Raw genomic sequence first — 16,911 nt, forward strand, 5'->3', positions numbered from 1 at the left:
GGACGCCTCGTGGGTTTATTTTTTGTAATTATATTATTCAATTTTATAGTTCATGCATATGCTCAACTAATTGGAGGAACACTCTAACGCCATTGAGTAAGCCATTCTCGTCCATATCAAACCTTGGATGATGATGAGGAAAATCTGCTTTCAGCGTCTCGTTTTTTACACCCGTATTAAAATAGCAACCAGGTCTTTGTTGTAAGAAATATGCAAAATCTTCACCACCTAGTGAAGGTTCTCCTACTTCTACAGCATTTATTTCTTCTATTTGCTCACTTAAGTTTTTCAGCCACAGTGTTTCCTTTTCGCTATTAACAAGTGCTGGGTAACCATCTTCATAATCTAATGTAACTTCCACATTGAAACTGTTTTCTATGCCTTTAATCATCTCATTCATTCTCTTAATGATTTGAGTTTTTACTGTTTTACTATACGTACGAACTGTTCCACTCAAGTGAGCAGTTTCTGCAATCACATTAAATGCATCGCCACTATTGAATTCTCCAATTGTTAATACGCCAGTCTCAATGGGATCGATACTTCTCGAAACAATCGTTTGAAGTTGAATAATTAAATGACTAGCTGCTATTACTGCATCATGTGTCGTATGAGGCTCAGCTCCGTGGCCACCAAGCCCTTTAATATTGATTGTAAATGCATCTGCGTATGCATAAGCAGGCCCTGTAATAAAGCTGACTGCATCGCTATTTAAGCTGCTTGAAGTATGTGTTCCAAAAACGTAATCAACACCTTCGAGTATACCTGTTTCTATCATCGATTTCGCGCCACCCGGGAGAACTTCCTCAGCATGTTGATGGCAAAGAATAACTTTACCTTGTAGTTTATCACGATACTTTTGAATAATTTTAGCTGTGATCAGTAGCATTGCTGTGTGACCGTCATGTCCACAAGCATGCATCACTCCTGGAACTGTAGATTTATAGGGTACTTCTTTTAAGTCTTGAATAGGTAGCGCGTCAAAATCAGCACGAAGGAGTATTGTTGGACCGGGTAATGCGCCTTCAATTACTCCGTACAATCCATTCCCCCCAACATTTTTACTGATGGGAATGTCAAGTGACGTTAAATAGTTTGCAATATATTCTGCCGTCTTTGTCTCTTGAAATGAAAGCTCTGGGTGCATATGTAAATATCTTCTGATATCAATTAATTCTTCTTTATACTGGGTAACATCTTCATACCAAGCCATCTATATTCCTCCCTCATTAAAATAATCATCAGTAGCCTGTAGAAATACCTTAACTGCATTTAATAATCCTTTTTCATCAACATCAAATTTAGGATGATGATGAGGAAAATCAGCTTTAAAGTTCTCATTGCGGGTGCCCGTATAGAAGAAAGATCCTGGAACACGTTGCAAGTAGTAGGAGAAGTCTTCTCCTCCAAGAGAAGGTTCAAGCTCAACTAATTCTTCTACACTATCAATTTTACGTGCAGCGCTGACGATTAAATCTGTTTCGTTCGTAGTATTTATAACAGGAGGATATCCCTTTAAATATTTTAATTCATAAGTAATACCCGTCGTAGTTACCAAGCCTTCAAGACACTTTTTCAATTCTTTGTACATTAAGTTTTGTGTTTCGGAATCAAAGGTTCTGATTGTACCAGCGATTTTAGCTGTATCAGGTATTACGTTGTTTTGATCCCCTGCTTCAAGTTGCGTAACAGATAACACAGTGGGTGTTGTCGGGCTTGTTTTACGTGAAACAATATATTGCAAATCATTACATAGACGAATTGTTGCTGCGACTGGATCAATTGTAGTATTAGGGTGTGCTGCATGCCCACCTTTACCTTGTATCGTTATCCAGAAATCGTCTGGTATACCGGTGGCAGTACCGTATTTATAGCCAATCTTGCCTACATCTAGAGAACTTGATACATGTTGACCAATGATTGCATCGACACCGCTTAAGCAGTTATCAGCAATCATCTGAATAGCCCCACCTGGATCTACTTCTTCAGCATGTTGGTGAATGAAGACTAAATTACCATTCAGTTGATCAAAGTTTTCCGATAAGATTTTGGCAGTAATAAGTAAAACAGCAGTATGGGCATCATGCCCACATGCATGCATGACACCTGGCACTTTAGATTTATAAGGCACTTCTTTTTCATCTTGAATCGGCAAGGCATCAAAGTCAGCACGAATGGCGAGCGTAGGAAGTTCAGGGTCTTTAATAAGTCGCCCAACAACACCACGTCCACCAACGCCTGTTTCAACTTCAATGCCTAAATCAGAAAGATATTGTGCAATGAACCTGGGAGTTTCTTCTTCGTGAAAAGAAAGTTCTGGATACATATGAAAATGACGACGTAATGTAACGAGTTCTTCATAATACTTATCTACTTGATTAATCATAAGACACCTTCTTCAGCTAGAATATATAAGAATATTGTCAATGCATCGACCATCGCATCTTCATCAAAATCAAATAATGGATGATGATGTGGGGCAGTGATACCTTGTGCTTTGTTACCCGCTGCAGTAAAGAAAAAGGCACCAGGTTTGGATTGTAAGTAATACGAAAAGTCTTCTCCTATCATAACTTGTTCCATTTCTTTAAATGGAATACCCGCTTTTTCTGAAGCACGACGTATGACATCGACGCATTCATTTTGGTTAATAACTGCCGGATAGCCATCAATATAATCTAATTCATATGTAATGCCTTTTGAGATAGATAATCCTTTAAGTTCATTTTCTATTGCTGTTTTAATTTTTGTTTTTATTTCAGGATCGAATGTTCTTACAGTTCCTGTACAAAATGCCTTATCACTTATGATGTTAAATGCGTCACCTGCAATAACTTTGCCTATCGTCAAGACGGCTTCACTAGTAGGTGAAATAGTGCGAGAAACAACAGTTTGAATATTGGTGATAAAAGTGGCCAATGCAACGATAGCATCAATAGCTGTATCAGGGTGTGCACCATGACCACCTTTACCTTGAATTGTAATACTAAACATATCAGGGCTAGCCATCATTGCATCATTTTTACTGTGTATTGCACCTCGTTCAAATGGTGACCATAGGTGATTACCATATACCCTGTCGACACCATCTAAAGCACCATCATGCGTCATGGGCTCTGCACCCCCAGGAGCAAGCTCTTCACCAAATTGGAAGATGAGAACGACTGTACCATTGATAGTGTCATAAACTTTATTAAGGATACGAGCGACACCAAGTAGGATAGAAGTATGTCCATCATGTCCACATGCATGCATGACCCCATCATTTTGTGATTTGTAAGTCACAACCTTCTGGTCTTGAATCGGTAATGCATCAAAATCAGCTCGAAATGCAATCGTTGGCCCATGTCCGTTTGTTATAGTGGCGACAAGTCCTTTCTCACCAACGCGTTCACGTATTGTAAAGTTAGAGTGTTGCTTTAATGATTGCAAGATATATTCATATGTATTGGTCTCCTGAAATGATAATTCTGGATGCATGTGTAAATAACGTCGACTTTTTACTAATTCTTCTTTTTCATCTGTTACTAGTGACTGAATATTCAATCGAACCACTCCCGTTAATAGATAGTGATATAAGTGTAACAAAGATTTTAGAATATTTAAACTTCTTAAACTAAAAGAAACCGTTTACTTATTCAATAGCAGTTAGAATACCTTTATGATATGATGAAATTGAAAAATCATTCAAGGGGTGTTATATATGTCAAAAGTATTGCAAGACTTTCTAACAGAGAACTTAGATTATTTAAAGAACAACGGTTTATATAATGAAATTAACGTTGTAGAAGGTGCAAATGGTCCGAAAATTAAAATTCAAGGAAAAGAATTAATTAACTTATCTTCTAATAACTATCTAGGTTTAGCAACGAATGATCGTTTAAAACAAGTTGCAAAAGAAGCAATCGATTCTCATGGTGTAGGTGCTGGTGCGGTACGTACAATCAACGGAACATTAGATTTACATGTTCAATTAGAAGAGAAATTAGCAGAATTTAAAGGTACTGAAGCAGCAATTGCATTCCAATCAGGTTTCAACTGTAATATGGCAGCAATCAGTGCAGTAATGAACAAAGAAGATGCAATTCTTTCTGATGAGTTAAACCACGCATCTATTATTGATGGTTGCCGTTTATCTAAAGCAAAGATTATTCGTGTTAATCATTCTGATATGGATGACTTACGTGCAAAAGCGAAAGAAGCTGTAGAATCAGGTTTATACAAAAAAGTAATGTACATTACTGATGGCGTATTCTCAATGGATGGCGACGTTGCAAAATTACCTGAAATCGTAGAGATCGCTGAAGAGTTTGGTTTAATCACTTATGTTGATGATGCACATGGATCAGGTGTTATGGGTAAAGGTGCAGGTACTGTAAAACACTTCGGTTTACAAGACAAAATTGACTTCCAAATCGGTACGTTATCTAAAGCTATCGGTGTAGTGGGTGGATATGTAGCAGGTTCTAAAGATTTAATCGACTGGTTAAAAGTAGCGGGACGTCCATTCCTATTCTCTACATCTTTAACTCCAGGCGATACACGCGCCATCACTGAAGCAATTGATATTTTAATGGAATCAACTGAATTACATGATAAGTTATGGGATAACGGTAACTATTTAAAAGACGGACTTAAAAAATTAGGTTTTGATATTGGTCACTCTGAAACACCAATTACACCATGTATTATTGGTGATGAGAAAACAACACAAGAATTCTCTAAACGTTTAATGGAAGAAGGCGTGTATGCGAAATCAATCGTCTTCCCAACAGTGCCAAAAGGAACAGGTCGTGTTCGTAATATGCCAACAGCAGCACATACAAAAGAAATGTTAGATGAAGCATTAGCGATTTATGAGCGTGTTGGAAAAGAATTAAATATCATTAAATAATCATTAAAGACTGGGTGTATTAATTCCCAGTCTTTTTTGTTCCTCTCTAATGGACATGAAAACGGTTTTATAGTAATATAGAGTCGGAATGGAATAAAAAATCATTAAATTGTACACTTGAGGTGTACAGTTGTATAAAAGGGGTTTTAATAATGAAAAGAATTATGATTACTGGGGCATTAGGCCAAATTGGAACTGAATTAACACTTAAACTACGTGAAATTTATGGTGTAGATAATGTATTAGCAACAGATTTACGCCGTCCAGAAGAAGGCGCTAAAGTATTAGAAGGGCCTTTCGAAGAATTAGACGTAACTGATGCAGAACGTATGGACAAATTAGCTGGTGAATTTAAAGCAGATACAATCATGCATATGGCAGCGCTTTTATCAGCAACGGCTGAGAAGAATCCAGTATTCGCATGGAACTTAAACATGGGTGGTTTATTAAACGCATTAGAAGTTGCACGTAAATACAACATGCAATTCTTCACACCATCATCAATCGGTGCATTCGGACCAAGCACACCAGCTGACAATACACCACAAGTAACGATCCAACGTCCTACTACAATGTATGGTGTAAACAAAGTATCGGGTGAATTATTATGTGACTATTACTTCCACAAATTTGGTGTAGATACACGTGGTGTTCGTTTCCCAGGACTTATCTCTCACGTTAAAGAACCGGGCGGCGGTACTACAGATTATGCAGTTGAAATCTACTTTAAAGCTGTACGTGAAGGTAAATATACTTCATACATCGGTAAAGATACTTTCATGGATATGATGTTTATGGATGATGCAATTGATGCAATCATCAAATTAATGGAAGCACCAGCTGAAAACTTAAAAGACCGTAACGCATTTAACGTTACAGCAATGAGTATCGATCCTGAAATGGTAGCAGCAAGTATTCGTAAACACATTCCGGATTTCGAGTTAGATTATGATGTAGATCCAGTACGTCAAGGGATTGCTGAAAGCTGGCCAAATTCAATTGATGCTTCAGAAGCGAAGAAACAATGGGGCTTTGATCCTAAGTTTGACTTAGATAAGATGACTGAAGAAATGCTTACAGCCATCAAAGCGAAAGAAAATAAATAATTAAATATAACAATTTCTAGAGCAGATCTTTTAAGGTCTGCTTTTTTAATTTTATGAAAATCATTTTAAATAAATTTAAAAATTCTGAAAACTTATTGAAATGTATAATTTTTTTGCTATACTTAAATTTATTAAATTAATGGAGGGATAATATGGTACAAATCAAATTTGAGAAACGCGAGCAACTGAAGCAAAAACCAGATCAAAGTCAATTAGGATTTGGTCGATATTTTACAGATTATATGTTTAGTATGGATTACACTGAAGACAAAGGTTGGCATGATGCAAAGATTACGGCATATCAAAATATTGAAATGTCACCGGCTGCACAAAGTATTCATTATGGTCAGTCTGTATTTGAAGGATTGAAAGCATATCGTACCAATGAGGGTATCCAGTTATTCCGTCCAGAACAAAACTTTAAACGCATGAATCAATCACTTGAACGATTAGATATGCCTCAAATCGATGAAGCGGTAGCACTTGATGGTTTAAAGGAACTTGTAAAGTTAGAACAAGATTGGGTTCCTTCAGAGCCAGGACAATCATTATATATTCGTCCTGTTGTTTTTGCGACAGAACCCTTTTTAGGTGTTCGACCAGCGAATCAATATAAGTTTTTAATTATTTTATCTCCGGTTGGTGCTTATTATGGCGATGGACAACTGCTGCCGACAAAGATATACGTAGAAGATGAATATGTTCGTGCAGTACGTGGTGGTGTTGGATTTGCTAAAGTTGCAGGCAACTATGCGGCGAGTTTACTAGCACAATCAAAAGCATCGAAGTTTGGATATGATCAAGTGTTATGGCTGGATGGTGTTGAACAACAATTTGTTGAAGAAGTAGGGAGTATGAATATTTTCTTTGTGTATGGTAAAAAGCTTGTAACACCTGCATTAAATGGTAGCATCTTACCAGGTATAACACGCAAGTCGATTTTAGAACTAGCACAGCGTTTAGGATATGAAGTTGAAGAACGTAAGATCGCGGTAGAAGAAGTATTTAATGCAGCAAAAAATGGAGACATCACTGAAATCTTTGGATCAGGTACCGCAGTTGTCGTGTCTCCTGTAGGTGAAATTAAATATAAAGATGACGTAGCTGTTATCAATGACTTTAAAACAGGTGACGTTACAAATAAATTGTACGAAGCATACACTTCAATTCAAAATGGTACATCAGAAGATACATTTGGATGGACAGTTAAAGTAACAGAATAAGGGGGAATGTCTATGGTGAGTACAGCGCGTGAGAAATCATATTGGATGGATAGGATGGAAAAAGGTGCTGGAGGTATTTCAGCAGCCATCCTCGTATCTTTAGGGGTAGGATTATTATTAAAATCAGTCGGTGGATTACTCCATATTGATTTACTCGTGATGATTGGAACGATTGCAACATTTTTAATGACGCCTGCACTAGGCGGTGCGATTGCAGTTAGTCTAGGTGCCAATGGATTAACAATTGTTGCAAGTATGATTAGTGCGGCTGTCGGTGGTAATGCAATTACTAAAGTGGATGATGCATATAATATCGTTACTGGAGAACCCATTGGTGCTATTATAGCAGCCATCATTGCAACATTTGTTGGTAAGAAAGTGACGGGTAAGACATTTCTTGATTTAATGGCAGTGCCAGTATCAAGTGTACTTGCAGGAAGTATCGCAGGATTTTATCTATCCAAGGTGATTTCACCGACATTAGTTGCGATTTCTAAATTTATTACATCAACTGTTGGGAATCAGCCGTTACTAGCATCGATTGTTATTGCGATTGTATTTGCTGTGCTAGTGATGACGCCTGCCTCAAGTGCCGCTTTAGCTGTCGCACTTCAGCTTGATCCACATGCATCTAGTGCCGCACTTGTTGGTATCTCGGCACAATTTGTCGGGTATACAGCAATGAGTTTCAGGGAAAATGATTTAGGTGGATTTCTTGCACAATCAATCTGTACGCCAAAGGTACAATTTCCAAATATCGTAAAGAATCCGCTTGTAACGATTGCGCCACTCATTGCTGCAGCAGTAGCTGGGCCGGTTGCTGTACTTATTTTTAATATGAAGTTACCATTTGAAATCGCTGGTCTTGGTTTATGTGCTCTTATTGCACCAATTCAAATTTTAAATGCACAAGGTGTCGGGGTGTTGCTGCAATTTATTGTTGCAGGTGTAGTCGTACCGCTTGTTGTGACACTACTTGTACATTATTTAATAATGAGACCGAGACAATGGGTGAAACATGGGGATTTGCATTTAGAAGTGAATTAATTCAGAACTTCATTTATAATATAGAAAAACATGAATGGAGTGTCTCAGTTGGTAAAGTTAATCGTGTTTGATAAAGACGGTACATTAATGGAACTTGGTTCACATATGGTAAAACTTGCCGATGATTTAATTAATGAATTCTCAGTGAGAACAAATATAAATGTTCCGAAGTCAGAGATTAAAGATGCGTTTGGTATTGTAGATGGCAAGATTGATAAAGTGATCGGAGCCAAATCTACAAAGACTGTCGTTGAAAGTATAGAGAAATTACCGAATGGTGATGCAATGGCCAGTTGGTTACTTCAAAAGATTGAACACTTAACGTCAGACAATGAAGCGGCAGATATAACCATTATAGATGGTGTGGAAGAGACGTTGAAACAATTACATGACAAAGGATACAAACTTGCTATTGTTTCAGCAGATGATACTGCTTCGATGGATTTATTTATCGATAAATATAATATCCGTACGTATTTTGACTTAATTGTGACGAGTGATTCTTCTAAGTATCACAAACCACAAAAAGAACTATTACAGGAAATTATGACGCACTTTAAAGTTGATGCTGCTGACACGATGATGGTGGGTGACACTGAAATGGATGTAGAACTTGGTCGTAATGGTGAAGCGAGTAAAGTTATAGGTGTATTATCAGGTTCAGGTGATGCACAGGATTTGCGCAATGCTGATGTTGTATTATCTAGCGTAGCAGAGATGGTTGAAAAGTTAGGTTTATAGATTTGCAGATGGCACGAAATTGCTTAAAAGCGTGCCAAAACGCATCAAATGGCACGATATTAGAAGATATCGTGCCATTTTTTCATACATTGTATTATCTTTTATGCATTTCGCGGTGTGTTTCAATGACTTTGGCGATTTTTTGGATGACTGGATCCAGTGAATCAATATCGTCATAAACATCGTATTCATTGATGTTAATACGTACGACAGGGCATGCGTTAAAACCATCAATCCATTTTTCGTAACGGGCAAATAATGCACGCCAGTATGCTTCATCTGTCTCAATCTCCATTTGGCGACCACGTTCAGCGATACGATTGATGACAGACTCGTAGTCACATTCTAAATAGATTAAGCAGTCAGGTTTCGGGAAATAAGGTGTCATTACCATTGCTTCGTAAAGCTCATAGTACGTCTTGAAATCTTCAGCAGTCATCGTACCGCCTTCTTCATGCATCTTAGCAAAGATATCTACGTCTTCATAGATTGAGCGATCTTGAATAAAGCCGCCTCCATATTCAAACATACGCTTTTGTTCTTTGAAGCGTTCTGCTAAGAAATAAATTTGTAGGTGGAAACTCCAACGGTCAAAGTCTGCATAGAATTTCTCTAAATATGGATTATTATCTACTTTCTCAAAAGAAGTTCTAAAGTTTAATTTCTCAGCTAATGCTTTCGTTAAAGAAGATTTGCCGACACCGACTGTGCCTGCGATAGTGATAATTGCATCATTTGGTATTTGGTACATTTTGTTCTCCAATTCTCGCTGTAATGCGTTGTAATATTTGTTTAAAATCTGCTTCGTTATTCACGAAATCAATATCAGTTGTATCGATTAATAGTGTTGTATGATGATCTTTCATCGATTCGTACACTTGCTTGTAGTCCTCGGTCAATTTGATTAAATAATCATCTTCAATAATTTGTTCAAAGTCTCGTGCTCGCTTATGAATACGAGATTTTAAAGTATCAAGCTCTGCAGTTAGGAATATCGTTGCATCAGGCTTGCGAATATCTTCAGTTAAAATATCATAAATGCGAATGAATTTATCATATTCAGTTGGGTTTAAAGTATTTTTAGCAAATACTTTATTTTTTAGAATATGGTAATCACTAACGATTGCAGTATCTTGATTGAGTTCACTTAATTCTTTGTAACGATGACATAAGAAAAACATCTCGGTCTGGAAGCTCCACTTTTCAATATCAGCATAAAAGTCTGAAAGAAATGGATTCTCTTCTACGATTTCATACATCGCAGGTACGCCTAGATGTTTAGAAAGTAATGTAGTTAATGAACTCTTGCCGACACCGATAGGGCCTTCAATCGCAATATATAAAGGTGTCATAATAATCTCCTCTAATGTAGAATAAAATAGTATATGTATTGTAACACAAAATATGAGAAGGTGGACGAAAATTTGAATCATGAAATTTATATGAAACTTGCGATTGCAGAAGCACAAAAAGCACTGGCGATTGATGAGGTGCCGATTGGTGCGGTTGTCGTTCATCACGGAGAAGTCATTGGACGTGGCTATAATACGCGCGAATCAGAACAAAATCCTGTACATCATGCAGAAATGATGGCAATACAGGCAGCAAGTGAACATCTTGGTTCATGGAGATTAGAAGAATGTACTTTGTATGTAACGCTTGAACCATGTGTGATGTGTAGCGGTGCAATTGTCATGAGTAGGATACCGATTGTCGTCTACGGAGCACACGATCCGAAAGGTGGCTGTAGTGGCAGCTTGATGAATCTACTGAATCAACCGGCATTTAATCATCGTGCGACTGTTATTAGTGGTATTTGTCATGAAGAATGTAGTCAGTTACTAACTTCATTCTTTAAAACTCTTAGACAAAAAAAGTTGCTTGAAAAACAAAAGAAACTTAATAATGATAATATTTAGCGCACTTTTAATAAATTTGGTAAACTGAATGTATTCCAAATAGGAGATGAAGTCATGATTAAACTTATTGCAACAGATATGGACGGTACATTACTAAACAGTGCACATGAAGTGTCTGATGAAAATATAAAGGCGATTCAATATGCACAATCACAAGGTGTAACAGTTGTCATTGCAACTGGGCGTGCTTTCTATGAAGCGAATACGCCGATCAAACCAACTGGGCTAAAAGTACCGTTTATTTGTCTGAATGGTGCTGAAGTGCGTGATGAGGAATTTAATATATTACACACATCGAAATTAAGTAACGAACAAATAAAAGACATCACTTCGATTTTAGATAAACACAATTTATATTATCAAGTTTATACGAGTGCAAGAATTTACACGGAAGATAAAGAGAAAGATTTACAAATTTATATTGATATCGCTGAAAAAATGGGTCACACACCGAATGTTGAAAAAATACGTCAATCGATTCAAAAACGTATTGATAATGGCTCGCTTAAAGAAGTATCAAGTTATCAGGAAGTATACGACAGAGATGGAGAAATCGTGATGAAGTTTCTAGCATTCTCAAGTGATCTTGAAAAGATTGATGCGGCGAAAGCGGAATTGGCCAAATTTCAACATTTAGCAGTATCAGCATCATCTCGCGGAAATATTGAAATTACGCATAACGATGCGCAAAAAGGTATTGCTCTGGAAGCATTATGTGAACAACTGCAGATTGGTATGGATCAGGTTATGGCAATAGGTGATAACTTAAATGATATCTCAATGATTGAGCGAGCAAAATATTCATTTGCAATGGAAAATGGAACGGACGAAGTGAAAGCAGCTGCGAATTATATGGCAGGCTCTAATGAAGAGAGTGGCGTAGGTCGTGCAATTATGAAAGTCATGAATGGGGAAGTGTAGTATAGCTTTGATTTTTTTACTTTATTGAAATTTCCAATAAGTAGAAGATAATTGGCAAGTGACTGAAGAAATTAAGTCAAATTCATCTGACTATGTTCAATAAAGTATGAATTGGGTAAGTGTAGTCCTAGGCATTGACCGAAGAAATTTGTATTTATACTATATTAATTAAAAGAATATTATTTTAATCTCAACATTAATTTTTATTAATTGATGTTGAGATTTTTTTGTTTACATTCCCTTAATATTTTTTACATAAACTAAATGAAAAATTACTTTTATAAAGAAATATTATATGCTAATATTTACTTGTATTAAAAATTGACACGTTCCAAAAAAGGAGGACAAAATGAAAAAAGTATTTAAGTTAGTTTTAGTTATGGTTGCAATGTTATTGGTAATTACAGGTTGTGGTCAAGGTGAAAAGAGCGATTCAGCTTCAAAGAGCGAAGATAAAAAAGATAAGAAATTAGTCGTTTACACGAACTCTGCTTCAGATGGTCGAGGAGATTGGTTAAAAGAAAAAGCGAAGGAAAAAGGATTCAATATTGAATTAGTAGAATTAGGTGGCGGTGATTTATACAATAGATTACTTGCTGAAAAAGGAAACCCTATCGCGGACGTTACTTATGGGTTAAGTCAAATGGACTGGGCATCATTAGAAAAAGAAGATACTTTACAAGAATTTAAACCGAAATGGTCAAGCAAAGTAGATTCTAAACTTTTAAATAAAACAAATAAATATTCTCCGTTAGTAGAACAAAGAATTTTAATGGTATATAACGAAGACAAAATTAAAAAGGCGGATGCTCCAAGTGATTGGGCTGACCTATATGAAACAGATAAGTATAAAGGTAAATATCATGTTCCTAGTAATTTAGGTGGCGGCACGGATAAACAAGTTGCAATTAACATTTTAACAAGATTTTTAGATAAGTCTGGAGAATTAGGTGTATCTAAAGAGGGCTGGAAAGCAGTAGAGAAATATTATAAAAACGGATATCAAACGCCTGAAGGTGAAGATAGAAATACTAATTTAGCCGAAGGAAAAACCCCTGTTTCTTACTGGTTCTCATCTGGTATGCCAAATTTAGAAAAACAATATAAAGTTAAATTAGGATTAGTAAAACCTAAAATTGGTGTACCTTCAGTTGTTGAACAAATAGGTATTATGAAGAAAAAAGACGGGCACGACTACAAAAACGCAGAAGAATTTGTTGAATGGTTTGGTTCGGCTGAAGTTCAAGGGGAATGGGCTAAAAAATTCGGCTCTATTCCAGCTAATAAAGATGCCATTAAGGATACACAACCAATGATTAAGGAAATATATGAATCTACTAAACCAATGGAAATCGACTATAGTATTGTTCAGAAGTACATTGACAAATGGGTAGAAAAAATTGAATTGGAAATTATGCAATAGAAAAAATTGACTCGATTATCTATAAATCGAGTCTTTTCTTTAAGAAGAGGAGGAATAATAATGATTAAATTTCAGGATGTCCAAATTAAATATGATGACTTTATAGCAATCGATAACTTGAATTTAGAAGTAAAAAAAGGCGAATTTTTTACATTGCTAGGTCCATCAGGGTGTGGAAAAACAACGACTTTAAGATCATTAGTAGGATTTGCACCTGTTTCAAAAGGGGCAATCTATGTTGATGATAAGGAGATTACACATTTACCTATTGAAAATAGAGGAATCGGAATTGTATTTCAAAGTTATGCCCTGTTTCCTAGCATGAGTGTTTACGAAAATATTGCTTTTGGATTGAAAGTAAGAAAGAAAAGTAAAGATGCTATTGATAAAAAAGTAAAAGAAATGGCGAATGTTGTTGATTTAGATGAGAAGCAACTAAATAAAAATGTTTCAGAATTATCTGGAGGTCAACAACAAAGGGTAGCTATCGCAAGGGCATTAGCACTCGAACCTGAAATTTTAGTTCTTGACGAGCCTCTTTCAAACTTAGATGCGAAATTAAGAAAACAATTAAGAAAAGAATTGAAAAAATTACAATTTGAAAATGGACTAACAGCAATCTATGTAACCCACGATCAAGAGGAAGCACTCACATTATCAGATCGTATTGCAGTATTCAATAAAGGAAGAATAGAGCAGGTAGGTACTCCGAGAGAAATCTACGAAAAATCATCGACAGAATTTGTTTGTAATTTTATTGGCGATGCGAACTACATACCAACAGTATTAATTGAAGAAATAAATAAAGAAGTTGGTGGAAAGTTCAATATTAATAATCATCACTATATTAGACTTGAGAAAATTATGATGAATAATCTTTCACCTGCTCGCATTCAATTAAAAGGGAAAATTGTTAACGAAGAGTACTATGGCTTGTACACGTTATTCACTATTTCAATTCAAGGTACATTGTTAAAAGTGATTGGAGATTACGATGATATTATTCAATCTGATGATGACGTAACTGTATCCATTAACCCGTTAGATATATTGGAGTATGGAGGTAACTAAAATGATTAAAAGTATGAATGTTTCTAACTTATTAAAAATTTTTATTTATGTTGCTATTATTTGGTTCATCGTCGCATTTCTGGTAGTGCCGAATGTAAATATTTTATTAACTTCTTTTTATCAAAATGGTACTTTAGGTTTTGAATCAGTAACTAAGATTTTAAGATCAGATAAGGCTATGGAAAGTCTAAAAAACAGTTTTATTTTAGCATTTTGCTTAGCGATAACATGTAATATAGTAGGTATCTTTTTAGTTTTAATTACCGACTATTTTGATATTAAAGGATCAAAATTATTATTAATAGGTTATAGTTCTGTCTTAGTATTCGGGGGGATTATTCTGGCAAACGGATATAACTTTGTATATGGTGAGAACGGGATAATCACACATTTCCTTTTGAATTTTTTCCCTAGTTTAAACCCAAAGTGGTTCCAAGGTTTTCCAGCTGTTCTGTTCATGATGTCATTCGCCTGTACTTCCCTTCATATGATTTTTTTGAGAGGAGCACTTAAAAACGTTGATTATCAAACAATTGAGGCAGCAAGAAATATGGGCGCAAGTCAAACACGAATTCTAACTAAAGTTGTACTACCCACATTAAAACCTGTTTTAATAACTTTAACTATTTTGTTATTTCAAACAGGATTAGGAGCACTTAGTGGACCATTAATTATAGGAGGACCTGATTTTCAAACAATTAGTCCAATGATATTACGATTTGCACAAAGACCATCATCTAGAGATCTTGCTGCTTTACTATCTATCGTATTAGGTGTAGCACAGTTGGTCTTATTATTAATAGTACTGTATGTTGAGAAAAAAACAAATTATGCTAGTGGTTCAAAAGTTAAAACTAAATTTGTTAAACAAAAAATACAAAACAAATGGATTAATACTTTGGTACACATTATAGCGTATATAATTTTCTTAATTTATACATTACCGTTACTACTTGTAGTATTATTTTCGTTTACTGATAGTAGTACTATTGGTTCAGGTAAGTTATCTTTAGAAAGCTTTACTTTAAAAAATTATCTCTCAATATTAACAGATGAAGGAGCATATAAACCTTTCCTAACTAGTATAGTATATTCTGGAGTAGCATCTTTCATAGTAATTGTAGCAATGTTATACATTGCAAGATTATTTCAAAAACACAAATCAAGATTTAATTCATTCCTTGAAATGATGTTCTATATCCCATGGTTATTACCAGGATTACTATTTGCATTGGGATTAATTATTACTTATGACAAACCAAATCTACTGATTTTTAACAATGTATTAACAGGAACAATATATATTATGCTAATAGGATATATCATTGTTAATATTCCTTTTACTTTAAGAGTGTTGAAAGCCACATATTATTCATTTGATAATACTCTTGAAGAAGCAGCTAAAAATTTAGGTGCAAAACCTTTTTATACATTTATGAGAGTGATTTTACCAGTCGTGTTACCCACTGCTTTAGCCGTCTTTGCATTGAATTTTAATGGTCATTTATCGGATTATGATTTATCAGTATTTTTATATTATCCGACATTAAAACCGCTAGGTGTAGAAATTTATACAGCATCAGATGCTCAAGCTAATATTGATGCAAAAGCTATTAGTATGGTCTATTCAGTACTGTTGATGATTATCAATTCAATCGTCATTTATTTCGTATATGGAAAAGGTAATAAAATAACTACAGCATTATAAGGAGATAAGAAGTGAATAAAGAGAAAAATAAGAATTTAATAAGAAAATTGAATGAACATGATTTCTTAATTGCTTCTCATAGAGGGGTATTTGGAGGAAATATAATAGAAAATACAATGTTATCTGTAAAAGCAGCCTTTCTTTCAGGAGCGGACATTGTTGAACAGGACGTTGTGAAATCAAAAGACGGAGAATATTATACTTTTCATGATGGGAATGAAAATAGGTTATTCGGTGAGAAATTTGATATTAGACTTAAAACTAGTGATGAAATCGATGAACTAATATATTTAAATGGAATTTCAGAAGAATCTGGATATAAAGTAGAAAAGCTTGCAACATTACTCCATAGTTTAGATGATAATAAGCTAGTCAATCTAGATAGATCTTGGTATTACTGGCCAGATTTTCTTAATTATATTGTGCCTTTTGAAAAAGAAGAAAGCATCATATTGAAATCACCGCCAGATAAGGATTTTTTGGAGTATTTGAATGAATTTGAGGTCAAATTTATGTACTTCCCCATAGTAAAATCTAGGAAAGAAATTGAATTGGTTAATTCTTATCCTCACATTAACCTTGTGGGATATGAACTTATTATTGGAAGTGAGCAATCAGATTTATTGGATAAAAAGTTTTTAAATGAATTGAAATCCCAAGGAAAGTTCATATTCGCTAACGCATTAAAAATAAATGCTGATAAAAAGTTATTACTAAATTTTGATGATGATTCTACTATAAAATCAAGCATGAATGAAGGTTGGGCTGGAATAATTGATTTAGGATTTAATATTATTCAAACTGACTGGACTAGTTTATTATATAATTACAGAAGTAAATAGCAGATACTTGAGGTGA

16 protein-coding genes are annotated in these 16,911 nt (G+C 35.2%); 11 read left to right on the forward strand and 5 right to left on the reverse strand.

Features of this window, described 5'->3' with window-relative positions:
* Positions 1–43 precede the first annotated feature (43 nt).
* Genes OCL94_RS06640 through OCL94_RS06650 form a run of 3 tightly spaced genes read right to left on the reverse strand, consistent with a single transcriptional unit; the run spans position 44 to position 3,546 of the window.
* Positions 44–1,213, reverse strand: a complete 1,170-nt coding sequence (locus tag OCL94_RS06640; protein WP_262995787.1) for an amidohydrolase — start codon at positions 1,211–1,213, stop codon at positions 44–46.
* On the reverse strand, positions 1,214–2,386 hold the full coding sequence (locus tag OCL94_RS06645; RefSeq protein ID WP_262995789.1) for an amidohydrolase: 1,173 nt from the start codon (positions 2,384–2,386) through the stop codon (positions 1,214–1,216).
* Complete coding sequence (locus OCL94_RS06650) at positions 2,383–3,546, reverse strand: amidohydrolase (RefSeq protein WP_262995791.1); 1,164 nt, start codon at positions 3,544–3,546, stop codon at positions 2,383–2,385. The genes OCL94_RS06645 and OCL94_RS06650 overlap by 4 nt, the downstream gene beginning before the upstream one ends.
* Before the next feature lie 157 nt (positions 3,547–3,703).
* Between OCL94_RS06650 and OCL94_RS06655 the strand changes: the two genes are divergently transcribed.
* The 5 genes from OCL94_RS06655 to OCL94_RS06675 all read left to right on the forward strand — a co-directional run bounded on the left by OCL94_RS06655 (position 3,704) and on the right by OCL94_RS06675 (position 9,011).
* The gene (locus OCL94_RS06655; RefSeq protein ID WP_262995793.1) at positions 3,704–4,894 is read left to right on the forward strand and encodes a glycine C-acetyltransferase; all 1,191 of its coding nucleotides are present in this window, start codon (positions 3,704–3,706) and stop codon (positions 4,892–4,894) included.
* A gap of 152 nt (positions 4,895–5,046) precedes the next feature.
* Positions 5,047–6,000 (forward strand): L-threonine 3-dehydrogenase, encoded by a 954-nt coding sequence (locus OCL94_RS06660; RefSeq protein ID WP_262995795.1) that lies wholly within the window; start codon positions 5,047–5,049, stop codon positions 5,998–6,000.
* Between the two features lie 152 nt (positions 6,001–6,152).
* Positions 6,153–7,223 carry a branched-chain amino acid aminotransferase gene (locus tag OCL94_RS06665; RefSeq protein WP_262995797.1) on the forward strand — a complete coding sequence of 357 codons (1,071 nt, stop codon included), beginning with the start codon at positions 6,153–6,155 and terminating at the stop codon, positions 7,221–7,223.
* A gap of 12 nt (positions 7,224–7,235) precedes the next feature.
* Positions 7,236–8,270, forward strand: coding sequence for a PTS sugar transporter subunit IIC (locus OCL94_RS06670; RefSeq protein WP_262995798.1), 1,035 nt, complete (start codon positions 7,236–7,238; stop codon positions 8,268–8,270).
* A gap of 48 nt (positions 8,271–8,318) precedes the next feature.
* A complete protein-coding gene (locus OCL94_RS06675; protein WP_262995799.1) occupies positions 8,319–9,011 on the forward strand; it encodes an HAD family hydrolase in 693 nt (230 codons plus the stop codon).
* A gap of 94 nt (positions 9,012–9,105) precedes the next feature.
* On the opposite strand, the gene OCL94_RS06680 is transcribed toward OCL94_RS06675, so the two are convergent.
* Together OCL94_RS06680 and OCL94_RS06685 are read right to left on the reverse strand one after the other, a co-directional pair.
* Positions 9,106–9,762, reverse strand: a complete 657-nt coding sequence (locus OCL94_RS06680) for a deoxynucleoside kinase (RefSeq protein WP_233681938.1) — start codon at positions 9,760–9,762, stop codon at positions 9,106–9,108.
* Positions 9,743–10,363: a deoxynucleoside kinase gene (locus OCL94_RS06685; protein ID WP_262995800.1), complete on the reverse strand. Its 621-nt coding sequence runs from the start codon at positions 10,361–10,363 to the stop codon at positions 9,743–9,745. Before OCL94_RS06685 ends, OCL94_RS06680 begins: the two co-directional genes overlap by 20 nt.
* A 72-nt stretch (positions 10,364–10,435) precedes the next feature.
* On the opposite strand from OCL94_RS06685, the gene tadA reads away from it, so the two are divergent.
* The 6 genes from tadA (at position 10,436) to OCL94_RS06715 (ending at position 16,895) form a co-directional block, all read left to right on the forward strand.
* Positions 10,436–10,930, forward strand: a complete 495-nt coding sequence (gene tadA, locus OCL94_RS06690) for a tRNA adenosine(34) deaminase TadA (protein WP_262995801.1) — start codon at positions 10,436–10,438, stop codon at positions 10,928–10,930.
* 54 nt (positions 10,931–10,984) lie between these two features.
* Positions 10,985–11,851: a Cof-type HAD-IIB family hydrolase gene (locus OCL94_RS06695; protein ID WP_262995802.1), complete on the forward strand. Its 867-nt coding sequence runs from the start codon at positions 10,985–10,987 to the stop codon at positions 11,849–11,851.
* Positions 11,852–12,200: 349 nt separating this feature from the next.
* Positions 12,201–13,274, forward strand: coding sequence for an extracellular solute-binding protein (locus OCL94_RS06700; RefSeq protein WP_262995803.1), 1,074 nt, complete (start codon positions 12,201–12,203; stop codon positions 13,272–13,274).
* Between the two features lie 60 nt (positions 13,275–13,334).
* A complete protein-coding gene (locus tag OCL94_RS06705) occupies positions 13,335–14,345 on the forward strand; it encodes an ABC transporter ATP-binding protein (RefSeq protein ID WP_262995805.1) in 1,011 nt (336 codons plus the stop codon).
* Position 14,346: 1 nt separating this feature from the next.
* Positions 14,347–16,053, forward strand: a complete 1,707-nt coding sequence (locus OCL94_RS06710; RefSeq protein WP_262995808.1) for an ABC transporter permease — start codon at positions 14,347–14,349, stop codon at positions 16,051–16,053.
* 11 nt (positions 16,054–16,064) lie between these two features.
* Entirely contained in the window at positions 16,065–16,895 is an 831-nt protein-coding gene (locus OCL94_RS06715; protein WP_262995810.1) for a glycerophosphodiester phosphodiesterase family protein, read from the forward strand.
* Positions 16,896–16,911: the final 16 nt, after the last annotated feature.

It is taken from the genome of Macrococcus capreoli (assembly GCF_025628935.1).
Lineage (GTDB): Bacteria > Bacillota > Bacilli > Staphylococcales > Staphylococcaceae > Macrococcoides > Macrococcoides capreoli.